21 protein-coding genes and 1 pseudogene are annotated in these 17176 nt (G+C 61.3%); 13 read left to right on the top strand and 9 right to left on the bottom strand.

The features are described 5' to 3' along the window. Together BFP90_RS14700 and BFP90_RS14695 are read left to right on the top strand one after the other, a co-directional pair. Positions 1 to 635: FAD-dependent oxidoreductase (locus BFP90_RS14700; protein ID WP_176718042.1), on the top strand; the 635-nt coding region annotated here is incomplete at its 5' end. A 1-nt stretch (position 636) separates the two neighbouring features. Beyond that, positions 637 to 1461 (top strand): sugar phosphate isomerase/epimerase family protein, encoded by an 825-nt coding sequence (locus BFP90_RS14695; protein WP_065897164.1) that lies wholly within the window; start codon positions 637 to 639, stop codon positions 1459 to 1461. Between the two features lie 2 nt (positions 1462 to 1463). Here BFP90_RS14695 and BFP90_RS14690 read toward each other — a convergent pair whose 3' ends face one another. Beyond that, positions 1464 to 2333, bottom strand: a complete 870-nt coding sequence (locus BFP90_RS14690) for an undecaprenyl-diphosphate phosphatase (protein WP_065897163.1) — start codon at positions 2331 to 2333, stop codon at positions 1464 to 1466. A 46-nt stretch (positions 2334 to 2379) separates the two neighbouring features. Between BFP90_RS14690 and BFP90_RS14685 the strand changes: the two genes are divergently transcribed. Continuing rightward, a complete protein-coding gene (locus BFP90_RS14685; RefSeq protein WP_065894227.1) occupies positions 2380 to 3018 on the top strand; it encodes a GNAT family N-acetyltransferase in 639 nt (212 codons plus the stop codon). 4 nt (positions 3019 to 3022) lie between these two features. Here BFP90_RS14685 and BFP90_RS14680 read toward each other — a convergent pair whose 3' ends face one another. Continuing rightward, positions 3023 to 3964, bottom strand: coding sequence for a GlxA family transcriptional regulator (locus BFP90_RS14680; protein ID WP_065897161.1), 942 nt, complete (start codon positions 3962 to 3964; stop codon positions 3023 to 3025). Positions 3965 to 4137: 173 nt separating this feature from the next. On the opposite strand from BFP90_RS14680, the gene BFP90_RS14675 reads away from it, so the two are divergent. The 3 genes from BFP90_RS14675 to BFP90_RS14665 all read left to right on the top strand — a co-directional run bounded on the left by BFP90_RS14675 (position 4138) and on the right by BFP90_RS14665 (position 6663). After that, positions 4138 to 4767 carry a TetR/AcrR family transcriptional regulator gene (locus tag BFP90_RS14675; RefSeq protein WP_065894233.1) on the top strand — a complete coding sequence of 210 codons (630 nt, stop codon included), beginning with the start codon at positions 4138 to 4140 and terminating at the stop codon, positions 4765 to 4767. Further along, the gene (locus BFP90_RS14670; protein WP_065884738.1) at positions 4764 to 5441 is read left to right on the top strand and encodes a type 1 glutamine amidotransferase domain-containing protein; all 678 of its coding nucleotides are present in this window, start codon (positions 4764 to 4766) and stop codon (positions 5439 to 5441) included. Before BFP90_RS14675 ends, BFP90_RS14670 begins: the two co-directional genes overlap by 4 nt. A 94-nt stretch (positions 5442 to 5535) precedes the next feature. After that, positions 5536 to 6663, top strand: coding sequence for an alkene reductase (locus BFP90_RS14665; RefSeq protein ID WP_065897159.1), 1128 nt, complete (start codon positions 5536 to 5538; stop codon positions 6661 to 6663). Between the two features lie 607 nt (positions 6664 to 7270). Here the strand turns inward: BFP90_RS14665 and BFP90_RS14660 are convergent. From BFP90_RS14660 to BFP90_RS14650, 3 genes are all read right to left on the bottom strand, one after another. Beyond that, positions 7271 to 8269, bottom strand: a complete 999-nt coding sequence (locus tag BFP90_RS14660; RefSeq protein ID WP_065884735.1) for an NAD(P)H-quinone oxidoreductase — start codon at positions 8267 to 8269, stop codon at positions 7271 to 7273. A gap of 202 nt (positions 8270 to 8471) precedes the next feature. Beyond that, positions 8472 to 8954, bottom strand: coding sequence for a copper chaperone PCu(A)C (locus tag BFP90_RS14655; protein ID WP_065897157.1), 483 nt, complete (start codon positions 8952 to 8954; stop codon positions 8472 to 8474). Next, complete coding sequence (locus BFP90_RS14650) at positions 8954 to 9562, bottom strand: SCO family protein (RefSeq protein WP_065894241.1); 609 nt, start codon at positions 9560 to 9562, stop codon at positions 8954 to 8956. The genes BFP90_RS14655 and BFP90_RS14650 overlap by 1 nt, the downstream gene beginning before the upstream one ends. Before the next feature lie 179 nt (positions 9563 to 9741). Between BFP90_RS14650 and BFP90_RS29210 the strand changes: the two are divergent. Continuing rightward, positions 9742 to 10002: pseudogene (locus tag BFP90_RS29210) on the top strand (DUF2946 domain-containing protein); the annotation flags it as partial. Between the two features lie 95 nt (positions 10003 to 10097). Here BFP90_RS29210 and BFP90_RS14645 read toward each other — a convergent pair. Further along, positions 10098 to 10574 (bottom strand): hemerythrin domain-containing protein, encoded by a 477-nt coding sequence (locus BFP90_RS14645; protein ID WP_065884731.1) that lies wholly within the window; start codon positions 10572 to 10574, stop codon positions 10098 to 10100. Positions 10575 to 10853: 279 nt separating this feature from the next. Between BFP90_RS14645 and BFP90_RS14640 the strand changes: the two genes are divergently transcribed. Beyond that, entirely contained in the window at positions 10854 to 11060 is a 207-nt protein-coding gene (locus tag BFP90_RS14640) for a PLD nuclease N-terminal domain-containing protein (protein WP_065884730.1), read from the top strand. Positions 11061 to 11120: 60 nt separating this feature from the next. Here BFP90_RS14640 and BFP90_RS14635 read toward each other — a convergent pair whose 3' ends face one another. Both BFP90_RS14635 and BFP90_RS14630 read right to left on the bottom strand, forming a co-directional pair. Continuing rightward, positions 11121 to 11681, bottom strand: a complete 561-nt coding sequence (locus BFP90_RS14635; RefSeq protein ID WP_065897155.1) for a type 1 glutamine amidotransferase domain-containing protein — start codon at positions 11679 to 11681, stop codon at positions 11121 to 11123. A gap of 30 nt (positions 11682 to 11711) precedes the next feature. Beyond that, a complete protein-coding gene (locus BFP90_RS14630; protein WP_065884728.1) occupies positions 11712 to 12215 on the bottom strand; it encodes a DUF4142 domain-containing protein in 504 nt (167 codons plus the stop codon). A gap of 196 nt (positions 12216 to 12411) precedes the next feature. Here BFP90_RS14630 and BFP90_RS14625 point away from each other — a divergent pair, with 196 nt between their 5' ends. The 4 genes from BFP90_RS14625 (at position 12412) to BFP90_RS14610 (ending at position 15088) form a co-directional block, all read left to right on the top strand. Further along, positions 12412 to 12636 (top strand): hypothetical protein, encoded by a 225-nt coding sequence (locus tag BFP90_RS14625; protein ID WP_065894245.1) that lies wholly within the window; start codon positions 12412 to 12414, stop codon positions 12634 to 12636. A 2-nt stretch (positions 12637 to 12638) separates the two neighbouring features. Further along, positions 12639 to 13070, top strand: coding sequence for a DNA methylase (locus tag BFP90_RS14620; protein WP_065894246.1), 432 nt, complete (start codon positions 12639 to 12641; stop codon positions 13068 to 13070). Then, complete coding sequence (locus BFP90_RS14615) at positions 13067 to 13795, top strand: DUF72 domain-containing protein (RefSeq protein ID WP_141688964.1); 729 nt, start codon at positions 13067 to 13069, stop codon at positions 13793 to 13795. Before BFP90_RS14620 ends, BFP90_RS14615 begins: the two co-directional genes overlap by 4 nt. A gap of 135 nt (positions 13796 to 13930) precedes the next feature. Next, positions 13931 to 15088 carry an alpha-hydroxy acid oxidase gene (locus BFP90_RS14610; RefSeq protein ID WP_065897153.1) on the top strand — a complete coding sequence of 386 codons (1158 nt, stop codon included), beginning with the start codon at positions 13931 to 13933 and terminating at the stop codon, positions 15086 to 15088. A gap of 194 nt (positions 15089 to 15282) precedes the next feature. Here BFP90_RS14610 and BFP90_RS14605 read toward each other — a convergent pair whose 3' ends face one another. Next, entirely contained in the window at positions 15283 to 16209 is a 927-nt protein-coding gene (locus BFP90_RS14605; protein WP_065894251.1) for an alpha/beta hydrolase, read from the bottom strand. A gap of 181 nt (positions 16210 to 16390) precedes the next feature. On the opposite strand from BFP90_RS14605, the gene BFP90_RS14600 reads away from it, so the two are divergent. Further along, positions 16391 to 16978, top strand: coding sequence for an NUDIX domain-containing protein (locus BFP90_RS14600; protein ID WP_065884722.1), 588 nt, complete (start codon positions 16391 to 16393; stop codon positions 16976 to 16978). The last annotated feature ends 198 nt before the right edge of the window (positions 16979 to 17176 follow it).

Genomic DNA, 17176 nt, shown 5'->3' with positions numbered 1-17176 from the left:
TGCTGGCGTTGCACCGTGAGCAAGGCGTGGACGTGCGCTTGAATGTCGCCGTGGCGTCGATCGAGGCCGACGCTGTACGCCTGGTGGATGGGCACACGCTGCCGTGCGACCTGGTGGTGGTCGGTATCGGCATGCAACCCAATATCGAACTGGCTGCGGCGGCCGGGCTGGACGTGGGGCAGGGCATTCGTGTCGACGCGCAGTTGCGCACCAGCGCGGCGAAAATCTACGCGGCGGGGGACGTCTGTGAGTTCCGTCTTGGCGGGCTTTACCAGCGCCAGGAAACCTGGCGCAACGCCGAGGCTCAGGGGCGGCATGCCGCCTTGAATCTGCTGGGCCGCGCATTGCCTTTCGAGGCCGTGCCGGGGTTCTGGTCCGACCAGTATGACTGGGGCTTGCAGACCGTCGGTGTGATGACGCCGAGCACGGTCAGCCGGCACCTGCCCGATGGCGGCCTGCTGCTGTTCTATCTGGATGACAACGGACATTTGCAGGGCGCCTGCGGTTGGGCGCCGGGCAACCGCGTGGCCAGGGACATCAAGCTGTGCGAACGCCTGATCGCCGCCCGTGTGCCGTTGTCATCGGCTGCCCTGGCGGATCCGGCTATTTCTCTCAAACAATGGCTGCGAGGCTGATATGCGCCACTTGCTGGTATTTCAATCCTTATGGGCGATGCACACCGAACCCGGCCCGCTCGAGGCGCAACTGGATCGCATCGCCGCCGCCGGTTTCGATGGCGTCACCGACCACTACTGGCAGGCCGACGCAGTTGCACGCCTGTACGCAGCTACCGCCGCCCGCGGCTTGCAGATCGAAGGCCAACTGTTCCCGCAGACGGTGGACGACCTGGCGCGCGCCCTGGAGGTGATCAACCGTCATGGCTGTCACCACCTGACCCTGCAAGCCGACGTGCGTCCGCGTACCCAGGCCGAGGCGGGCCGGTTGATCGAGGGCTGGCAACGCCTGGCCGAGCAGGTGGATTTTCCGATTCTGCTGGAAACCCACCGTTATCGTCTGACCAGTGATCTGCTGTTCACCCTCGACCTGCTGGCGCAAATGCCTGACTTGAAACTGCTGGCCGATCTGTCCCACTACGTGGTCGGGCGCGAATTGCCCGAGCCCGGCGACGCCGATGACGATGAGCACATACGTACCATCCTGCGCCGTAGCTGGGGCTTTCATGGTCGCGTGGCCAGCAGTGAACAGGTGCAGGTGGCGCTGGATTTCCCGCAGCATCAGCCGTGGGTAGAGCGATTTACCGGATGGTGGCGCTACGGGATCGAGGATTGGCTGGCCCGCCCAGAGACGCCGCGAAGCCTGTCGTTCACCTGCGAACTCGGCCCGCCGCCTTACGCGATCACCGGCGCGGACGGCCGAGAGCTCAGTGATCGCTGGGCCGAGGCGCTGAAGCTCAAGGCGCTGATTCGCCAGGTGTGGGACCACTCACTGGCGACAACGTAGCATCAGGCCAGCAAGCCGGTGCTGACCGCCACGATCAAAAACACCCCCAGCAGCGCGCGGTAGATCACGAACGGCCAGGTGGAGAAGCGTTCCAGAAACTTCATCAGGCCCCAGATGGCGAAGAATGCCGATATGCTCGCCACCACCAGGCCGAAGATCAAATGCGGCCAGGCATGGGCGGGCATGTCGGTGTGCAGCAGCACCCACAGTTCTTTCAAACCGGCCAGGGCAATGGCGGGCAGGCCCAGCAGGAACGAGAACCGTGCGGCTTCTTCGCGTTTGAAGTTCAGGAACAGTGCTGCGGTCAAGGTCGAGCCCGAACGCGATACGCCGGGGATCAACGCGCCAATCTGCGCGACCCCGACGATCAGCGCATCGCGCAAACGCATCTGGCTCACGTCGCGGGTGTGGCGGGNCAATTCAGCCGCTGCCAGCAACACCGCCATTACCACACAGGCAATCCCGATCACCATCAGCCCGCGTAGCGGCGAGTTGCAGCTATTCAAGGTCGAGGACAGCGCCAGGCCGGCAATGCAGATCGGGATCGTCGCCAGCACAATCGCCACTGCCAGCTTGAACCAGCGGTCGTTGTAGTCACCCCGGCGTACGGCACTGATGCTGCCGGTGGTCACTTGCTGCACATCGCGCCAGAAATAGCTCACCACCGCCGCCAGGGCCGCCAACTGCATCGCTGCGGAAAACGCCGAGCCCGGGTCTTGCCAGCCGAGCAGGGCGGGTACTACGCGCATATGGGCGGTGGACGACACCGGCAGCAGCTCGGTAATGCCCTGGATCACCCCCAGGATGAAAATCTGCAGGTAATCCAGGGAGGCGAACCCCACATCCAGGCCGGCGGAGCAGACGTTAGTCAAAATACAAGTCCTTGAAAAAAGGGATAACCGGCGAAGTTTATTCTAAATGTTTCAGGATTTCGGCCTGGGCGGTCGCTATCTGCAATCGGTTCAGCCAATAGAAAGGTTGGGCAATGTATTGGCGCTGGCCAGCGCTTTTGTGAACAATGGCGCCCTGCGTTTTTTCACTGAGAGCCCCATGCCTGAAACCACCGTTGAATTGATCCAGACCGGCCCTGAACACGCCGAGCTGATCCGCAATCTCTACCAGTACTACGCCTATGAGTCTTCGGACTGGGAACAGGAAGACGTCGAGGCCGATGGCCGTTTCTACATCCACGACGAGCACCTGACCCGCTATTGGCAAGACCCACAGTGGAGCGCCAATCTGTTACTGGTGGACGGTTATATCGCCGGCTTCCTGCTGATCGAAGGCAGCGAATTGCCGGGCATCGACGCCCTGGAACTGGCCGACCTGTTCATCCTCAAGCGCTACCGCCGCAAAGGCATCGGCCGCGCCATCGCCACCCAGGTGCTGTGCAGCGGGGAGGACAATTGGCTGGTGCGTTTTTTTGATCAGGACGAAGTGTCCCAGGCGTTCTGGCGCACGGTGCTGGATAACCTGCCGCGTCCGGTGCAGACCCTGGAGCTGGATGATGAGCCGCACCTGATGAGCTACCTGATTACCCACGCTTCACTGCATTGATCGATTATTGGCCCCGCCCGCAGAGCATCTGCTGCATCGCCTGCGGCGGTTGCCCGAACGCCCTGAGAAACGCCTGGCGCATGCGCTCGCGATCACCGAACCCGGTTTCGCGGGCCACGACTTCAACCGGGTGGCGACTGGTTTCCATCATGGCCCGTGCCGCTTCCACGCGCAGCGCTTCGATGGCCTTGGCCGGCGTCTGCCCGGTTTCTTCGCGAAACACCCGGCTGAATTGGCGCGGGCTGAGGCGGGCGACCTCGGCCAGGGCGTCCACCGACAGGTCGTGGGTGAGGTTTTCCCGGGCGTAGGCCAGGGCCAGTTGCACACGATCGGACTTGGGGTCCAGTTCGAGCAGGGCTGACAGTTGCGATTGTTCACTGCCGCGCCGCTGTGCGATCACCAGCTTGCGGGCGATGCGCCGGGCCAGGTCACTGCCCAGGTCGTTCTCCACCATCGCCAGTGCCAGGTCGACCCCGGCGCTCATGCCGGCGCCGGTCCACACTTGGCCGTCCACCACGAATAACTTGTCGTCTTCCAGGCGAATATGCGGGTAGCGCTTGCGAAACGCCGGCGCGTGGATCCAGTGGGTGGTGGTGCGCTTGCCGTCGAGCAAACCCGCTTCGGCCAGCACGAAAATGCCCATGCACAGCGAGGCCACGCGGCGCGATTGCGCAGAAGCCGCCTTGACCATCTCCAGCAGATTGGCTTCCGGCAGGCGAAACTCCAGGTAGCCGCTGACGATCAGCGTGTCATAGCCCTCGGGACGAATCGCCGTGGTGTTCACCGAAAACCCCTGGGACGTCATGACGGCGCCGCCGCTTTCCGACACCAGATGAAAGGCATAGGCAGGCTCGCCTCGCAGCAGGTTGGCGCACTCGAACACCGAGCCCAGGCTGAGGCTCAGGGACTGGAAGTTCGGGTAAACCATCAGCGCAACGCTGTGCATCGTTATTCTCCAAGGGGCGCGGGAGGGAGGATTGTCGGCGCGTACCGGATAAACGGCAACTGCCGGTGGCGAATGTCCGGAATCCTTGCGGATATGACATTGTGAGCCTGCGCCCCGGTCCCTAACATTGCCCCAACGAACTAGACGACTGGTCTAATCGCAAGGGGCCAAGCATGCATAGCCAAACCAGAAGCGCACGGCAGACCATTCTTGACAGTGCACAAGCGATTGTCGGCGCCAAGGGATTTTCTGCGGTGGGGTTGAACGAAATCCTGCAAGCCGCCGAGGTGCCCAAGGGCTCGTTTTATCACTACTTCACCTCCAAGGACGCGTTCGGGGTGGTGCTGCTCGATACCTACTTCGATCACTACATCGAGGGCATGCAGCAGCTGTTCAGCCAGCCGGGCGTGTCCCACTACGCCAGGCTGATGCGCTACTGGCAGGGCTGGATCGACAACCACACCGGCTGCACCGACGCCGGCAAATGCCTTGCCGTCAAACTCGGCGCCGAGGTGTCAGACCTTTCAGAGCCGATGCGCCTGGCATTGCAGCGCGGCACGTCACGCACCATCGAGTTGCTCGCCATGGCGCTGCGGCACGGCGAGCAAGACGGCTCGCTGATGCTTGAGCAACCTGCCGAAAGCCTGGCCCGACGCCTGTATGCGTTGTGGCTGGGGACCAGCGTCATGGGCAAGATCACCCGTACCACCGCGCCGTTCGATGAGGCGCTGGGCCTGACCCGACAGTTGTTGGGCCACCCCGAAAACCCTGCTATTCACCACGATCGAGGCACTGGAAAATGAAAGTATTAATGGTACTGACCTCTCACGACCAGCTGGGCGATACCGGCCGCAAGACCGGCTTCTGGCTCGAAGAGTTTGCCGCTCCCTATTACGCGTTCAAGGACGCCGGCGCCGAGGTGGTGCTGGCATCGCCTGCCGGTGGCCAGCCGCCGCTGGACCCGGTCAGCGATCAGCCCGATGCCCAGACCGAACAGACCCATCGCTTCAACGCCGACCCTGCCGCGCAGCAGGCCCTTGCCACTACGGTGAAATTGGACGCGGTCAACGCCGATGACTTCGACACCGTGTTCTACCCGGGCGGCCACGGCCCGCTGTGGGACCTGGCCGAGTCGCCGGTGTCCATCGCGCTGATCGAGTCGTTCGAGCGTGCCGGCAAGCCTGTCGGGTTGGTCTGCCACGCACCGGGCGCCTTGCGTCACGTCAAGGCGGTCAACGGCGAGCCCTTGGTCAAGGGCCGTCGCGTCACGGGGTTCTCCAACTCGGAAGAAGCCGCCGTGGGCCTGACTGACGTCGTGCCGTTCCTGGTGGAAGATGAATTCAAGAAACTGGGCGGCAAGTACGAGAAGGGCGCCGATTGGCAGTCGTTCGTGATTGTCGATGGTCTGCTGGTGACGGGGCAGAACCCCGGCAGCTCCAGTGAAGTGGCCAAGGCCCTGTTGAACCTCACCGCTTAACTTAACCCCACCGACTTAACCCCACCGATTGATGCATGTGGCGGCTCGCAAGAGTCGCCAGTGTTTTCGCTCGTCCTGAATTTGGAATATCCCCATGGCTCATCCGTTGAACACCCCCGTAAAACTGGGGCATCACACCCTGAACAACCGCATCGTGCTGCCGCCCCTGACCCGCCAGCGCAGCGCACAACCGGGCGATATCGCCACCGACTTGATGGCCACGTACTACCGTCAACGCGCCAGCGCCGGTTTCATGGTCAGCGAGGGCACCCAGATCGAGCCTCGCGGCCAGGGTTACGCGTGGACGCCGGGGATCTACACGCCGGCGCAGATCGACGGCTGGCGCAAGGTCACCGAGGCGGTGCATGCCGAGGGCGGCGTGATCTTCGCCCAGCTGTGGCATGTGGGCCGTGTGTCCCACAATGCCTTGCAACCCGACGGCGCCGCACCGGTCGCCCCCTCGGCCATCCAGGCCCTGCAGGCCAAGGCCTTTATCGAAACGGCGCCCGGTTCCGGTGAGCTCAAACAACCGCCGGTCCCCCGCGCCCTGACGGTGCTGGAGATCGAGGAACTGGTCGGCCACTACGCACAGGCGGCGCGCAATGCCCTGGACGCCGGCTTCGACGGGGTGGAGATTCATTCGGCCAACGGTTACCTGGTCAACCAGTTCATCTCGGCCCATTCCAACCAGCGCGATGATGAATACGGTGGCACGCTGGACAATCGCCTGCGCTTTTTGCGCGAAATCGTCGAAGCCGTGTGCCGCGTAGTCGGCCCTGAGCGCGTCGGCGTGCGTTTTTCGCCGTTGTTCAGTGGCACCGATCAGGAGCGTGTCTACATCGGCCTGGTGGAAGAAGACCCGCACCACACCTATATCGAAGCGATCAAGGTGCTGGAGCAGTCGGGGATCGCCTATGTCTCCATCGCCGAAGCCGACTGGGACAATGCTCCCGACCTGCCGGACAGCTTCCGCCAGGCCGTGCGCAGCACCTTCAGCGGACGCGTCATCTATGCCGGCCGCTACACCGCCGAACGTGGCGCAAAACTGGTGGACGCCGGGCTGGCGGACCTGATTGCATTCGGCCGGCCGTTCATTGCCAACCCGGACCTGCCGCAGCGAATCTTCAATGGCTGGCCGTTGAATGCGTTGAAGGCTGAGGGGTTGTATGGCGGGACCGAGGCGGGGTATGTGGATTATCCGGAATATGTTCAACCAGGCTGAGTTCGACAGCTACCCTGTGGCGAGGGAGCTAACGCGTATCTACCTGACGCTCCGAGGTCCAAATGTGGGAGGGGCGGTGCGACGATTCGACTTGCTCCCCGTGGCTACTCGTCAGCCTATGACTATTTACGGATGCTCCACAATCCAAATGTGGGAGGGGGCTTGCCCCCGATGACGGCCTCAGGGCCGACCAGGATGTTGGATCAGACCGAGTACATATCCGTTTCTGCGGTCACGGCCACTTAGGGTTCCGCCCTGACGGCGGGTCACTTTGGAAAAGCCCCAAAGTAACCAAAGGGCTCTTGCCCCACCACTCGGCACCTCGCTTGGGCTCGGTGTGCTCTCTCTCCGGCTTGAATCCGTGGGCCGCCGCAATGGGCCATCCCTGGCCCAGTGCGGCTAACCCGGCGTCCTGCCGGGTTACCCACGGATTCAAGCCTGCGTTCGGCCAGCGTGGTTTAACGGGGCGCCTGAGATCAAAAGCAGATCAAAAGCCAGAGCCAGAGCGACTCGCTTCGCATCGTGATTACGGTTGGGGGCTACAGAGTTGTGTAGATACCTATGCTTCAGCGGGAGCAAGCTCACTCGCCACAGGGAGCTGTCTGGTTTATTCGACTCGCAGCACAATCTTGCCGATATGGTCGCCACCTTCCATGCGGGCGTGAGCCTGGGCGGCGTCGGTGTATTCGTACACCTTGTCGATGATCGGCAGGCAACGCCCTTCGCTCAGCACCGGCCAAATGTGTTCACGCAACTGCTCGGCGATGGCGGCCTTTTCTTCGCGGGTGCGTGCGCGTAGCAGGGAACCGGTGATGACCGCACGTTTGCCGAGTATGGTCAGCAGGTCCACCTCATTGGCCTTGGCGCCACCGAGGAAGCCCAGTATCACCAGGTGGCCGTCCATGCCCAGGGCCTTGAGGTTGTTGTTGAGGTAGGAGGCACCCATGATGTCGAGAATCACATCGACGCCTTTACCTGCAGTTTTCTCGGCGATGACCTGGGCAAAATCCTCTTCGCGATAATTGATCGGCTGCGCCCCGAGCTTGGCGATCGCCGCGCATTTATCGGCGCTGCCGGCGGTGGCGAATGCCTCGATACCGAATTCCCGGCAGAGCATCAGGGCGGTGGTGCCGATACCGCTGGTGCCGCCGTGGATCAGCGCGCGCTGGCCGTTGCAGGCGCCGCCGAGACCGAACAGGTTGGCCCAGACGGTGAAGAAGGTCTCCGGCACGGCCGCCGCTTGAATCCAGTCCATGCCTTCGGGAATCGGCAGCGCCTGGCTGGCCGGCACCGCGCAGAACTGCGCATAGCCGCCGCCATTGGTCAGTGCGCAGACCTTGTCGCCGAGTTCGTATTGATGCACGCCTTCGCCCAGCGCCACCACTTCACCGGCCACTTCCAGGCCGGGGATCGGGCTCATGCCGGGTTTCATCGGGTATTTGCCGGCACGTTGCAGGGCGTCGGGACGGTTGACCCCGGCGGCATGCACGCGAATCAGGATCTCGCCGGGGCCGGCCACCGGCACGTCTGCGCGACGCGGCTGCAGCACGTCGGGGCCGCCGGGAGCGGTGATTTCGATCAGGGTCATTTCTTGGGGCAGGGTCATGGATGGTTTCCTGTAACGATGAGCGTACGGGTTGGGACCATAACGAGCGGTCGACGGTTCAGCCAGATCATGCCCGCTTCCAGCTGCAGTGCAACCACCATGGCGCCAACCTTCCCCATCGGTCAGGTTTTGCACGAGTGGTTGCGAACCGAACCCATTGAGCGTGCGATAGCGTTCATCCTGGTGTCAGAGAGTTCGCCCCTCAGTGCATCTTGCTATGGTCCATGTGGCTATGATCCATCCCATCCAAACCACGCGCTGGCGCTTCCACTTCGATGGTCTGCTCGGTGCCCTTGGCGTCTTTTACCGTAAGGGTCAGCGGCACCTGGTCGCCTTCTTTGATCTGGCCGGTCAGGCCCATCAGCATCACGTGGTAGCCATTCGGGTCGAGCTTGACGGCTTTGCCTGCGGGCAGGGCTACCGAGTCCACCGGGCCCATGCGCATCACGTCGTCTTTCATGCTCATTTCATGGATCTGCACGTCTTTGGCCACTGGTGAAGACACGCGCAGCAATTGGCTGTCGCTGTCGGCGGTGACGGTCATGAAGGCGCCGCTGGACGGTTGGCCGGGCACGGTGGCACGTACCCAGGCGTCGCTCACTTGCACCTGGGCGCTGGCGTGGGCGGCGAGGCCGAGCAGGGTGAGGCCGAGGGTGAGACGCTTGAGGTGTTGAACGGCAGTCATTAGCAGACCTCCATGACGGTGAGCAGGTCTTCTGCGCACTCTTTAGCGGTAAGGGATGCCTGCAAGCCAAGGCGCAGGTTGCCACGGGTATCGAACACGAAACTGGTGGCGGTGTGGGACAGGGTGTAGGTGTCGCCGGCGGGGATCTTTTCATAAAAGATCCCGAATTCCTTGGCGGCCACGGCGATTTCTTCCGGGGTGCCATACAGGGCTTCGAAGCTGGGGTCGAAGGCCTTGACGTATTTATCGAGTATCTCGGGGGTGTCGCGCTCGGGGTCCAGGGTGATGAACACCACCTGCATGATTTCACCGTCGCGGCCCATCAGCTTCTTCGCCTGGGCGGCGCGCGCCAGGGTGGTCGGGCAGACCGCCGGGCACTGGGTGAAGCCGAAGAACACCACGGGCATCAGGCCACGGTACGAGCTCAGGGTGACGGTTTCGCCGTCGGTGTTCTTGAGCTTGAAGGTGCGCCCCATGATCTTGTCACTGAGGTCCTTGCCGTACTTGAAATCCAGCTTGGGGCTGTAGTCACAGCCGCCCAGCAGGCTGCCCAGGCCCAACAGGCCCATGCCGGTCAGCACTTTGCGGCGGGTGAATAACGTACTCATCAACTGTGCATCCTGTGAAACGCCTGAATGGCTCTGGAGTTGCCCACCCGGCTTTGAAAAGGAGTAACGAGAAGGGTGCAGAGTCTAGCAACCCTGGGCCCCCGCGTAATCTGCGACGTTCTGCCACAGGGGCGCGCTGCGCTCTATCCTTTTGTGGCTTCGGTGGTAGGGTCGCGGCGATGAAATCGAGCTGCCTCGAGCGGGCGCTGATCGTCTGGGCCCTGTACTCCTGCGTACTGGTGAACCTGTTCCTACGCGGTTTGGGGGCCATGGGCACATGATCGGTCAACAGCTTGATGGCCTCGGCGGCCAGTCAGGCGCAGTGGACGGCGGTCAGCCGATAATTTTCCGACAAGGGGTGGGCTGGCCTGTCTTCCAGCAACATCTCGAACTACTTTGCCTGCCCCGTATGCAGGGCTATTACCGTCGCAATCGTATTTTGACTGGCCTGGTTGCTGAGGATAAGGCGTCAGGGCCGGTAAACAGGCCCTGACGCTTGCGCCAATCAAAGCGCAGACAACGTGACCAATAGGCCTTACGCAGCCATTGGTTTACTCGTCATGGCCTTTTTATGAGCTGCTTTCATCGCTTCCATTTCAGCCCCGAGTTCCTCCAGCATCGCTTTGCCCAGAAGCTTCCTGGCCTCGGGAAACATCTCGGTTTCTTCTTCTTCGATATGGTGCTCCAGCAGCTCCTTGACCACTTTGACTCGACCGGAAAACTCGGTGGTGGACGGGTCGGTCTGCTTCAGGTCGGGCAGCACCAATGAGTCGACGGTGCGGTGCTCTTCCTTGGCTTCGTGGTACATGATGTCTTGTTCCTTGCCGCCGGCTTTTCTGAAAGCAGGGTAGAGAATTTCTTCTTCCAGCTTGGTGTGCAGGGTGATTTCCATCTCCAGCTTGGCCAGCAAGTCGGTGCGTTTTTTCACCCCGCGTTCGGTGGATTCGCTCAATTGGGTCAGCAGGGTCTTGACGCGTTCGTGGTCGGCTTTGAGAAGGTCGATGGCATTCATGTGGAACCTCACGGGTAATGGTCGGGCATGTCGAAACGCACGCCTCGTGAGTAAGCTCATTGCATCACGCGTACCAACTTCTCAGGCCAGTAAATTATGTTTTAAATCAAATGGATGGCGTCAACCCGTCGGGTGGTTGTCGTGCAGCTTGCATGATCGGGGGTTGCCGGGATTGCACAACGCACAACCGCCGCCGCTGTTGAAGTGCGTTGCTGAACAATTCGATGGAACCCCTGGCGCATTTGCTTGACCTAACCCTTAGACTTCAGGAGGTGAAGCATGCAAATTGAATATATCTGGATCGTACTGGCAGTGATTCTGCTGCTGTTGGAACTGTGGGCCATCAACATCGTGTTGCGCAGTACCGGCGGCTGGGAGACCAAGGGCTTATGGGTGGTGGTGCTGATCTTCGTACCCCTGCTGGGGCTGATCGCCTGGGCGATGTTCGGGCCCAAGCGCGAGATGGCGCAACCACGTAAACACTGAAGCGTTCAGTTAAAAAAACAGGCGCCCCATGGGGCGCCTGTTTTTATTGCGGTGGACGGATCAACCCGCAACAGCCTGGGCAATCGCCTCATTGAACGCCGGCAAATCGTCCGGCGTGCGTGAGGTGATCAAGGTCCAGCCATTGGCCTTGCATTCCTTCACCTGGGCGTCGACCACACTGGCGGCGCCAGCGTTCTCCAGATCGATACGCACGCTTTTAAACGCAGTCAGGGTCTTGCCTTTGACCACGCCCGCGTCGATCAACGTCCACGGGCCGTGGCAGATGGCCGCGATGGTCTTGCCGGCCTGGGCGAACTCGCTGATCAAGCGCAGCGCGGCGCTATCCTGGCGCAGGGTATCGGCATTGACGGTGCCGCCCGGGATGACCAGCGCGTCGAAGTCGCTGCCGACCACGTCCGACAGTTGCACGTCGGATTCCACGGTCTGGTCCTTTTCCGTATCGCCCACGAAGGTCTGGGTAGTGCCACCTTTGCTGGAGGCGTGCGTCACGGTCGCGCCGAAACCACGCAGGGCTTGCAGAGGCTTGAGCAGTTCATCGCGCTCGATGCCGGTATTGGAGGTGATGATCAGGATTTTCTTACCGTTGAGTTGCGCACTCATAAGCGGGTGTCTCCTGTTTGGGTAACTGAATTAATGGGCGTATTTGCCTTGCAGCGCCTTGGCTTTTTCCAGGTGTGCTTCAAGGGTCGGCAGGGTCTTGGTGGCGAAAGCTTTCAACTCGGCGTTGTCCGAGGACTCTGCTTCCTTCTTGAACAGTGCGACGGTTTTCTCGTGGGCGTCCACCTGGTTGTTGGCGTAGGCCTTGTCGAACGATTCATCGCGCATTTCCAGGATGGCTTTCTTCGCCTTGTCAGTCAGGGCGGCGTCATCCGGTACTTCGATATCGAGTTTTTTCGCCAGTGCCATCAGTTCCTGGTTGGCCTTGGTATGGTCGGTAATCATGTGCTGCGCGAAGGTCTTCACGTCCGCCGAACTGCTTTTTTCCAGCGCCAGTTTGCCGGCTTCCACCTCGGTGATACCGCCCTGGGCGGCGCTCTCGACAAAGTCGTTGGAGGTGGCGGCCATCGCGGTGGAAATCGAGCCTGCAACCAGCGCGAATGTCAGGCCCATGTGTTTCATCAGTCGAGTCGTCATGGTGTCTCTCCTTGGAAATGGCGTGTTGCCGTTACGAGACTGTTGAACCGGCGCCCGGGTAAAAGGTTTAAATTTTTTTTGCACGCATTGACCGAACGGCAAGCGTGGCAATTTCCTTGAACTAATCCAAATTCACAGGGTTCTGCTGCATAGGGTCGCCACTGTGGGTGACCTGTCATTACCAGGAGATAGCACCGTGACTGATCACAAGCCCGCCGATAAAACCCCCGCGCCCGTCAGTTCCGAAGACGCACAAAAGGGCAATGCCGACGACACTAAAGGGCAGTCCCTGGAACGTCCGAACCCCAGGACCGAAACCATCGATAAAGTGGTGACGCCGACCTCGATCAAGGACCTTGAGCGCCAGACCGATGCGATCAATGAGAAGCTCAGCAAGGGACAGCTCAGCAAGGGGCAGTGAGCATGGCCCGTTCCATCAGCGCGTCGGAACTGGGAATCGAGCTCAAGCCTGGCGATGACAGCAGCCTGTTCAAGTGGTTTATCGCCAGCTTCCTGATGGGCAAGCGCATTCAGGCGCCGATTGCCGCGCAGGCGTACAGGGTGATCATTGAAGAGGAGGGCCGCGACACGCCGCGTAAATTGCAGCACTGCACGTCGCGGCAACTGGTCGCCATGTTGGGGCGCGCGCATTACGTGCGTTACGACGAAACCACGGCCCAGCGCCTGTTGGACCTGAGCGCAAAACTCAATGCCGATTACAGCGGCAGCATCACCCGGATGCTTGAGGCCAGCGACGACCGCCAGGCGTTCGAAAGGCGCCTGGGTGAGTTCGACGGCGTCGGGCCCAAGACCATCGAGATTTTCATGCGCGATGCGGCCACGGTGCTGTTTTGACAGCACCGCTGTATATAGGTTGTGCTGGCTGGAGCCTGCCCCGCGAGCATTGGCCGGCCTTCCTTGGGCAAGGCACGCATCTGCAGCGCTACGCTTCGCGTTTCAATGCGGTGGAAATCAACAGTTCGTTTTATCGGCCCCACTTGCTGAAAACCTACGCGCGCTGGCGCGATTCGGTGCCTGCGGGGTTTCGTTTTTCGGTCAAGATGCCCAAGCGGATCACCCACGAGCTGCGCTTGCAGCAGTGCGCCAGCGCCCTGAACGAGTTTCTCGCGCAATGCCTGCAACTGCACGAAAAGCTCGGTTGCCTGCTGGTTCAGCTGCCGCCGTCCTTGAGTTATGAACCGCTGGTTGCCCGCGCCTTTTTCGAGGCGCTGCGCCAGGGTTTTGCCGGCGCCGTAGTGCTGGAGCCGCGCCATGCCAGTTGGCTGGCGGCTGGGAGTCTGTTGCGAGCCCTGGAGATTGGCTGGGTCACCGCCGACCCCGATGTCATTGCCGCAGGCGATGCCTGGCACGGCGTGCATTATTGGCGCCTGCATGGCTCGCCTCGCATTTATCACAGCGCTTATGGGCATGAGCGGGTGCAGGCGTATGCGCGGTTGTTGCGCCAGTCGATGGAGGAGGGCATTCCCACCTGGTGCATCTTCGATAACACCGCCAGCGGCCATGCGATCGCCGATGCCCTGGACCTGCTGGACCTTCATCGGTCGCACCTCCCGACCTGATTGAAAAAAGCCTCGCCGGTTTACCTGGGCCGGGGCAGGGCGCCGCCGTGTACAGCTCGCGAGATAAACGCAATGGCTGGTTGCCTGGGCGATCGCCGGTTACTCTCTGGGTTCAGTTCAGGGAGAGGTGACCCGATGTCGTTGATCACAACCATCGAAGACTTACGCAAGCTTGCGCAAAAACGTGTGCCCCGCATGTTCTACGACTACGCCGATTCCGGCTCCTGGACTGAGAGCACCTACCGGGCCAATGAAAGCGATTTTGCCCGTATCAAATTCCGTCAACGCGTGGCGCGCAATATCGATGAACGTTCGATCCGCGCCAGCATGATTGGCCAGGACATGGCCATGCCGGTGGCGCTGGCACCTACCGGCCTTGCGGGCATGCAGCACGCCGATGGCGAGATCCTCACCGCGCGCGCCGCTGCGGCTTTTGGCCTGCGCTATACCTTGTCGACCATGAGCATCTGTTCGCTGGAAGACATCGCCGAGCACGTCGGCCAGCCCTTCTGGTTCCAGTTGTATGTGATGCGCGATCGCGGGTTTATCGAGCGCTTGATCGAGCGGGCCAAGGCGGCGGGTGTTGATGCGTTGGTGTTGACGCTGGACCTGCAGATCCTCGGGCAGCGTCACAAGGATTTGATCAATGGCTTGTCGGCGCCGCCCAGGCTGACCCTGCCGAACATCCTCAACATGATGACCAAGCCGCGCTGGGTGATGGGCATGCTCGGCACCCAGCGTCGTGGTTTCGGCAATATCGTCGGGCATGTGACGGGCGTGGCCGACATGAGTTCGCTGTCGGCGTGGACTGCCCAACAATTTGACCCGCGCTTGAGCTGGGACGATGTGGAGTGGATCAAGAAGTGCTGGGGCGGCAAGCTGATCATCAAGGGCATCCTCGATGTGGAAGACGCACGCCTGGCGGTCAATACCGGCGCCGATGCGTTGGTGGTGAGCAACCACGGGGGCCGTCAGCTGGATGGTGCGCCGTCGAGCATCAGCCAATTGCCGGCGATTGTGGAGGCGGTGGGCAATCGGATAGAGGTGTGGCTCGATGGGGGCATTCGCTCCGGCCAGGACGTACTCAAGGCCATGGCGCTGGGCGCCAGGGGCACGATGATCGGACGCCCGCATCTGTATGGCTTGGGCGCGATGGGCGAAGCGGGCGTGACCAGAGCGCTGGAGATCATCGCCCGTGAGTTGGATGTGTCGATGGCGCTGTGTGGCTATAACGATATACGTGATGTGAATCGCGAGATCCTGCTGCCTGGCACGTTTCCTGACGGCGTTTGATGGGCAAAAAGAAACGGAAAAGTAAAAAGAGTTGTCCACGAAAACCGTGGGTATCTCTGTGGATAACTTTGCAAGGCCCCGGCAGCATTGGCGATTTAACCTGCGATCAATATTTGATCAACTTTCAATGACGGCCAATACGGGCAGGGTTTGCGCTTGACAGGCCTTGGCCAAGCCAGTGCCGAAAAGTGCGTTTATGAGTCACCGTCTCGGCCTGTGGAGTGGCTGACCACCGGTGATGGCATCGTCGTTTGCATCAGCTTGTCCAGCGCCACGCCATAATTGCGCCCGGCCAGGCTCATGCTGTTGTTGTGGCCGGCCCCCGGCACCAGTAACAGCCGCTTGGGTTCCTGCGCGGCTTCGAATAACTGCTGGCTGAAACGCGGTGGTACGTAGCGGTCATCAAGGCCGTGCACCACCAGCAATGGCATATGGATATCGGCCATCTTGTCGATGGAATCGAATTTCTGCGACAGCAACCAGCGCACCGGCAGTGAGGTATCGGCAACGGCCGTGGCGACATCCCCCAGGGACGTGAACGTGGATTCGATTACCAGCCCGCGTACCGGCAACGGCACCTGCCTGCTCAACTCGGCCGCGAGGTCGATGGCCACCGCGCCACCCAGGGAATGGCCGTAGATCAGGCGTTTACCGGGGTCCGGCTGCAAGGTTTGAAAGCGTTCCCAGGCGATGCGCGCGTCTTCATACACCGTGGTTTCCGAAGGCAGGTCGCCCTGGCTTTTGCCAAAACCGCGATAGTCGATGGCCAGCACCGAATAGCCCAGGGCGTGCAACTGTTCGATGCGAAACAGCTGGCCGGTGAGGTTCCAGCGCACGCCGTGCAGATAGAGGATCGCAGGCGCATCCTTGCGCGCGGCCGGGTACCACCAGCCATGGATATTCTGGCCGGATTTGAACGTGGCGGGCTTGATATCGAACTCCTGCACGGCGCTTGGCAGGCCGGTGTACCAGCCTGCGGTGCCCGGCTCGATGCGAAACACCAGTTCGCGCTCCTTGTGTTGCAGCACGGCGCAGCCGACCGGCAGGCCGACGATCAGCAGGGCCATGCACAGCAGCACAAACCGGCGCAGGCCCCGGCGGGGTATGGAAAAAGCTGACATGAAGATTCCAGTACAAAAGCCAAGCTCGGGTTGTACCAGATGGCCCGGGCAGAGCAAAAATTAATACGACGGCCGTGACGCAGGATTGCTTGCAAAGTGTTGCAGCGACCCATCCGGGCAACCGGCTTGACGCTGCATGGCCTGCACGCGATGCTCCGCTTCTTTGAGCAAAGGCCCGACCATGGACAACAGCCCCGTGCGCATCACCGCCGAAGAAACCCTTTCGGACAACTGGTACCTCTTGAAGAAATACAGCTTCGACCTGCGCCGTCGCGACGGCAGTTGGCAAGCCCAGACCCGCGAGGTGTATGACCGGGGCAACGGTGCGACCATCCTGTTGTACAACCGCGAGCAGCGCACGGTGCTGCTGATCCGCCAGTTCCGCATGCCGACTTTCGTCAATGATTACCCCGGTTACCTGATCGAAGCGGCGGCCGGGTTGCTCGACAACGCCAGTCCCGAAGAACGCATCCGCCTGGAAGCCGAGGAAGAGACCGGCTACCGCGTGGGGCATGTCGAAAAAGTCTATGCGGCCTTCATGAGCCCGGGGTCGGTGACCGAGCGCATTCACTTCTTTACCGGCGAATACCAGGCGGGCGACCGGGTTGGCGCCGGCGGCGGCCTGGCGGAAGAGGGCGAGGACATCGAAGTGCTGGAACTGGGGTTCGAGCAGGCGTTGGGGATGGTGGCCAGCGGGGAGATTGTGGATGGCAAGACCATCATGCTGTTGCAGCATCTGGAACTGCGGATGTTGAAAGAGCGTTGGTAGGGGGGAGCCTGACGAGCAAAATGAGGGCGTGGCGGTGCGACGATTCGTCTTGCCCCCGATGTCCATACATATCGACACAACGCTGTCGCTCCCACCCGTAACCACGATGCGAAGCGAGCCGCTCTTGATCTTGATCTTGATCTGCTTTTGATCTTAGGCGCCCCGTTAAACCACGCTGGCCGAACGCAGGCTTGAATC

Origin of the sequence: Pseudomonas sp. 24 E 13 (assembly GCF_900004715.1) — a bacterium.
GTDB lineage: Bacteria > Pseudomonadota > Gammaproteobacteria > Pseudomonadales > Pseudomonadaceae > Aquipseudomonas > Aquipseudomonas orientalis_A.
The sequence above is the reverse complement of the archived record's forward strand: the minus strand, read 5'-3'. Positions and strand labels throughout refer to the sequence as shown.